The sequence below is a fragment of the Fictibacillus sp. B-59209 genome (assembly GCF_036216745.1).
GTDB classification, from domain to species: domain Bacteria; phylum Bacillota; class Bacilli; order Bacillales; family Fictibacillaceae; genus Fictibacillus_C; species Fictibacillus_C marinisediminis.
The window spans coordinates 1-4,779 of the sequence record NZ_JARMMC010000035.1 but is presented as its reverse complement, the minus strand read 5'-3'; the positions used below and the strand labels follow the sequence as shown (position 1 = coordinate 4,779).

The window sequence follows — 4,779 nt, the reverse complement described above, 5'->3', positions numbered from 1 at the left end:
CGCACGCCCCGCGGAAAGCAAGCAGCCTGGAACGGAAATCAACAGCTTACAGACTTCTGGACAGCCCCGTGTCTTCTTTATCGGACCTTGGCAGGGCGCTTCCGCATTCTTTCTAATAAGCAATCCCCACACGGCTTTGGGAAAAGTCGTTGGAGGACAGCTGCTTGTATACAAAGTCAGCCGTGTCTCCTGTGCTGATTTGTGTTCCCTCCATAGGGAGGTAATCCTTTTCCACCCGGTAGTTTCCTGTCTCTGGCCCGTCAGGCAAATAGGTCGGACAAACGACCGTCCACTGAAGAGGTGATTGCTTCATGGCAAGGTAAGCGCGGTGATGTTCTTCAGCTGCCCTTGTCAGCCTCCGTCTCGATTCGCTTGATTGATAGCGGAGTAATCCGGGCTCTGTACGGCTTTCAAGAATACCAGCCGTTCCGACCGTGATCAGCCGCTTGATTCCCCGGTCCATCATCGCCTGTATAACAATTGGAATGGAATCCGTCAGCACGGTACCTCCATCCGTTCCTAACGCACTGATGACAGACTCGCAGCCTTCCATCGCTTTTTCAAGGTCCGCGTTTACGGTGGCATCTCCCGTATGAATCGTTAGGTTCTCATGGTACACCGCGAGTTTTTCTGGATGTCTTGCGAGTACGTGCACTTTATGGCCATCGTTTAACGCCTTTTCCAAGACACCGCTGCCCACCCTTCCGGTAGATCCTAACAACAATAGTTTCATGGTTCATCCCGCCTTCGCTTTCATATCTAAATCTACCTTACCTGATAGAGGACCTCCGCAGCAAAAATAAAATGATTAGTATGTTACTTTTGATTTCTCTATAATGAGAAACAAAGATAAAGAAGGAGGACACAATCATGAGTGAAAAGAAGTCAATTGGATTTATTGGAACCGGCGTAATGGGAAAAAGCATGGCTGCTCATCTATTAAAAGCAGGGCATTCCGTACATATTTATACGAGAACACGAGAGAAGGCAGAAGAGCTGCTGAGCCAAGGGGCTGAATGGAAGAGCACGGTTGCTGAAGTGGCACAGGCTTCACAAGTGGTGGTCACGATGGTCGGCTATCCGTCGGATGTGGAAGAGGTCTATTTTGGAGAAAACGGTATCCTGGAAAATGCAGCAAAAGGTTCGTATGTGATGGATATGACGACCTCGAGCCCGCGGCTGGCTGAAAAAATCTCCAGTACAGCAAAAGAGCTTGGACTTCATGCACTTGATGCACCAGTATCTGGCGGAGACGTGGGAGCGCGTGAAGCAAGGCTGTCCATTATGGCCGGTGGAGAGAAGGAAGACTTCGAAGCTGTTCTTCCCATTCTGCAGCTGATGGGCCAAAACATTGTCTATCAAGGAAAAGCCGGGGCCGGACAGCATACTAAAATGTGCAATCAGATCGCGATCGCTTCAGGTATGATCGGTGTGTGCGAAGCGATTATTTACGCTGAAAAAGCCGGACTGGATCCGTCTACTGTATTGAAAAGCATTGAATCAGGTGCAGCGGGCAGCTGGTCGCTTTCAAATTTGGCGCCGCGCATCATCAAAGGAAACTTTGAACCAGGCTTCTACGTGAAGCATTTTATAAAAGATATGAAGATTGCCCTTGAATCAGCGGAGGAAATGGGCCTTTTGACTCCAGGGTTGAAGCTGGCTAAAGATTTATACGAGGAACTTGCTGAGATGGGCGAGGAAAACAGCGGCACTCATGCGCTTTACAAACGATTGAAGCAATAATTTTCAAGGAAGAATGTCATGACTATTTTCCTAGGTACATACTCTTTTAGTAAGGGAGGTGTGCCAATGGGAATACGATTAATTAAGATTTCTGCACTGTATTTTGTACTGGGAGTTGGACTGGGGATGTTTATGTCGATCTCCCACGGTTTTCAACTGAAGAGTGTGCATGCTCACGTTAACCTGCTTGGCTGGACTGCGCTCACACTCGCCGGCATCATCTATCATTTGTTTCCTGAAGCCGCTGCAAGCAGGCTTGGGAAGATTCATTTTTGGCTGCATAACATCGGCTTGCCGGTCATGCTGCTGTCGCTGTCCTTTTATGTGTACGGCCATGAACAGGCAGAGACGTTTATCGCGATCGGCGCGACCATCACTGCATTGGGTATCGTGCTGTTTGCGGTAAACATCTGGAAAAACGTGAAAGCTTAGACGCCTGGGGGCTGCCCCGGGCGTTTTTTTAAGCTGGGGTTGGCGGTTTACAGGAAAAAAATATGATATGATACGGAAAGCAACATCAAAAAGGATGTGTTATCATGCAGCGTTTAGTGTACGAAAACTCATGGGATAAAGCGGTCGCCGATCAGGATCGGGAAACGATAGAAAAAGTTTTTAGAGAAACATCCATCCCTGCAGGACAGGAGATTTCTTTTTCCATGATCCGAACGGCTTTGAATTATAAAGGAGAGCTGCTCGTTACCGGTGTTCTTCATAATTTTAAACAAGATAGATTTACTGTGGAAAAAAAACAACTTACCTATAAAGAGGAGGGAAGGACCATTGCAGAATCGGTCTTTACCATCCCGCAAATCGTGCTGGAAGCTGAAACCAGCATGCCCTGGACCTTCATTTTTCCGGTGGAAAGCATAAAAAACGAACCGGTTCTGGCTGGCGGCCAGCTGTTTTTTTAATCTAGGCTTTTTTAAAGCATAATGTTGATTTTCTATCATAAGGGGCCTCGCATACTGATGCTTAAAACAAGCATAGAAAAACCCGGGAATGCGTGTGTTCCATGATAAATAAAACATTTCGCTAAAAAAAGAATATTTCAGGTTGAATTGAGAAAGTTTTTGAGTAAAAAGGCTTTAATAGGGTGTCACGCAGTGAGTTTTCTAGCTTTCTGCCGTTTCATCAGCCCTTTTTGGCCGCCGGATGGAGCTTATTTTCTCTGTAGATGTACTCAGAGGGATTTTATTATCGAAAACGCCGGCCGATATATTATCGAAAATCTTTTTTTATTATTGAAAATACCAATTTATTATTGAAAAGCAGCTTTTTTTATCGAACGGTTTATACTCGACACGAATCGACCAGATTCGACGCATTCATTTCAGGGATTATCCACAAACCACCCCAACCCCAAACAAAAACGCCTGCCCCGGACCATCGGGACAGGCGCATGCTTTTATCTCTCAGCTTTTATCGGTAATTGATAAATTGTACTTCAATCGGCAAGTCGGCCTGGCGGATGGCAGCGATAATCTGCTGAAGATCATCACGGTTTTTGCCGGACACGCGAACTTGATCATCCTGCACCTGGCTTTTCACTTTCACGCCTGAATTTTTAATGATGGTGTTGATTTTTTTTGCGTTTTCTTTGTCGATGCCCTGGACGAGCTTGGCACGCTGGCGAACTGTACCGCCTGAAGCCTGCTCAATTTTAGAATAATCCAGGTTTTTAATCGGGACATCCCGTTTAATCAATTTGCTGATCAAGACGTCCTTCAGCTGCTCCATTTTGTATTCATCATCAGAGACCAGCGTAAGCTCCTCATTGCCTTTATCCAATGAAATGTCACTTTTGCTGCCTTTAAAGTCATAGCGGTTTTTAATTTCCTTCATGGCGATATTGATCGCGTTATCCACTTCTGACAAATCTACCTTAGAAACGATGTCAAATGAGCTTTCTTTACTCATTTTTTCAGCCTCCTTTATGTATCTATCACTCTATTATACTAACATTATATCGCTGTTTTCAGTTTTGACAAAACTCTGTAAAATTATAACGGGCCAACTGCGGCAATGCCTGTGCTACAATGAGCTTAACTTAAAACAGCAGCCACAACCTATGGAGGAATATCGCTTGCTTCATTATAAAACGTATGAAAAGGGCAGCGGCTATGAATGGGTAATCTTCGTTCATGGTGCCGGCGGAAGCTCTTCTATCTGGTATAAACAAATCCGGGAATTCAAGCAGGAATTCAACGTTCTTCTAGTCGACTTAAGAGGGCACGGACGCTCCAAGTCCGATCGCTTTCTTCTTCGCAACTATTCGTTTGAGGATATCAGTAAGGATGTACTTGAAGTGATGGATCATCTGGACATTCCGTGCGCTCATTTTGTGGGAATATCTCTCGGAACGATCCTGATCCAGACGATCGCCGAGATGGCGCCTTGCCGTGTCCGTTCGATGACGCTCGGCGGGGCAGTGACGAGACTTAATTTCCGCTCCCGCCTTCTGATCACATTGGGGAATGCTGTCAAAGCCTTTATCCCCTTCATGTGGCTGTATCGGCTCTTTGCATGGGTGATCATGCCGAACAAGCGGCATGAAACGTCAAGGTCGCTATTCATCCGGGAAGCGAAAAAATTGTGCCAAAAGGAATTCAAACGGTGGTTTCAGCTGACACAGAGGGTGAACCCCTTCCTGCGGACGATGAGGGAAAGGGAGCTGCCCATTCCTACCCTTTATATCATGGGGGAGGAAGACTATATGTTTCTGCCAGCCATTCGGGCATTCATCGGACAGAAAAAGTACTCAAGCCTTGTGGCCATAAAGGATTGCGGCCACGTTTGCAACGTCGATCAGCCTGATATTTTTAATCAAACAGCAATAACGTTTATAAAAAAGCATCTGACCATCAGTTCTTCAGTGTCATAAGAAAGGGGCTGTCCAGAAAGTCGAAAATTGACCTTCAGGCAGCCCTTTTTTGGCTTGAAAAATCTTCAATGAAAAGTTAATTGAAGTGGAAGATGCGAGACTCCTCCGGGACTAGCGTGACAGGTGAGACTCCCGCCGGTGCGTGCACCAAGTGG

Annotated in this window: 6 protein-coding genes; 4 read left to right on the top strand and 2 right to left on the bottom strand. The window is 46.2% G+C overall.

The genetic code is table 11. The features are described from left to right. Positions 1 to 112: 112 nt before the first annotated feature. Positions 113 to 733, bottom strand: coding sequence for an SDR family oxidoreductase (locus P4361_RS21065; RefSeq protein WP_328090857.1), 621 nt, complete (start codon positions 731 to 733; stop codon positions 113 to 115). Between the two features lie 137 nt (positions 734 to 870). Here P4361_RS21065 and P4361_RS21060 point away from each other — a divergent pair, with 137 nt between their 5' ends. From P4361_RS21060 to P4361_RS21050, 3 genes are all read left to right on the top strand, one after another. Continuing rightward, complete coding sequence (locus tag P4361_RS21060; protein WP_062238195.1) at positions 871 to 1,743, top strand: NAD(P)-dependent oxidoreductase; 873 nt, start codon at positions 871 to 873, stop codon at positions 1,741 to 1,743. Positions 1,744 to 1,809: 66 nt separating this feature from the next. Further along, positions 1,810 to 2,175, top strand: a complete 366-nt coding sequence (locus P4361_RS21055) for a cytochrome-c oxidase (RefSeq protein WP_091009954.1) — start codon at positions 1,810 to 1,812, stop codon at positions 2,173 to 2,175. A 104-nt stretch (positions 2,176 to 2,279) separates the two neighbouring features. After that, positions 2,280 to 2,654 (top strand): SLAP domain-containing protein, encoded by a 375-nt coding sequence (locus P4361_RS21050; RefSeq protein ID WP_256225155.1) that lies wholly within the window; start codon positions 2,280 to 2,282, stop codon positions 2,652 to 2,654. 508 nt (positions 2,655 to 3,162) lie between these two features. On the opposite strand, the gene P4361_RS21045 is transcribed toward P4361_RS21050, so the two are convergent. Then, a complete protein-coding gene (locus tag P4361_RS21045) occupies positions 3,163 to 3,660 on the bottom strand; it encodes a YajQ family cyclic di-GMP-binding protein (RefSeq protein WP_328090856.1) in 498 nt (165 codons plus the stop codon). 166 nt (positions 3,661 to 3,826) lie between these two features. Here P4361_RS21045 and P4361_RS21040 point away from each other — a divergent pair, with 166 nt between their 5' ends. Then, on the top strand, positions 3,827 to 4,624 hold the full coding sequence (locus P4361_RS21040) for an alpha/beta hydrolase (RefSeq protein ID WP_328090855.1): 798 nt from the start codon (positions 3,827 to 3,829) through the stop codon (positions 4,622 to 4,624). The last annotated feature ends 155 nt before the right edge of the window (positions 4,625 to 4,779 follow it).

Bases quoted from the DNA above. Each gene is read 5' to 3' on its own strand.
- P4361_RS21055 (WP_091009954.1), top strand. From the start codon at position 1,810: ATGGGAATACGATTAATTAAGATTTCTGCACTGTATTTTGTACTGGGA.
- P4361_RS21045 (WP_328090856.1), bottom strand. From the start codon at position 3,660: ATGAGTAAAGAAAGCTCATTTGACATCGTTTCTAAGGTAGATTTGTCA.
- P4361_RS21060 (WP_062238195.1), top strand. From the start codon at position 871: ATGAGTGAAAAGAAGTCAATTGGATTTATTGGAACCGGCGTAATGGGA.
- P4361_RS21050 (WP_256225155.1), top strand. From the start codon at position 2,280: ATGCAGCGTTTAGTGTACGAAAACTCATGGGATAAAGCGGTCGCCGAT.
- P4361_RS21065 (WP_328090857.1), bottom strand. From the start codon at position 733: ATGAAACTATTGTTGTTAGGATCTACCGGAAGGGTGGGCAGCGGTGTC.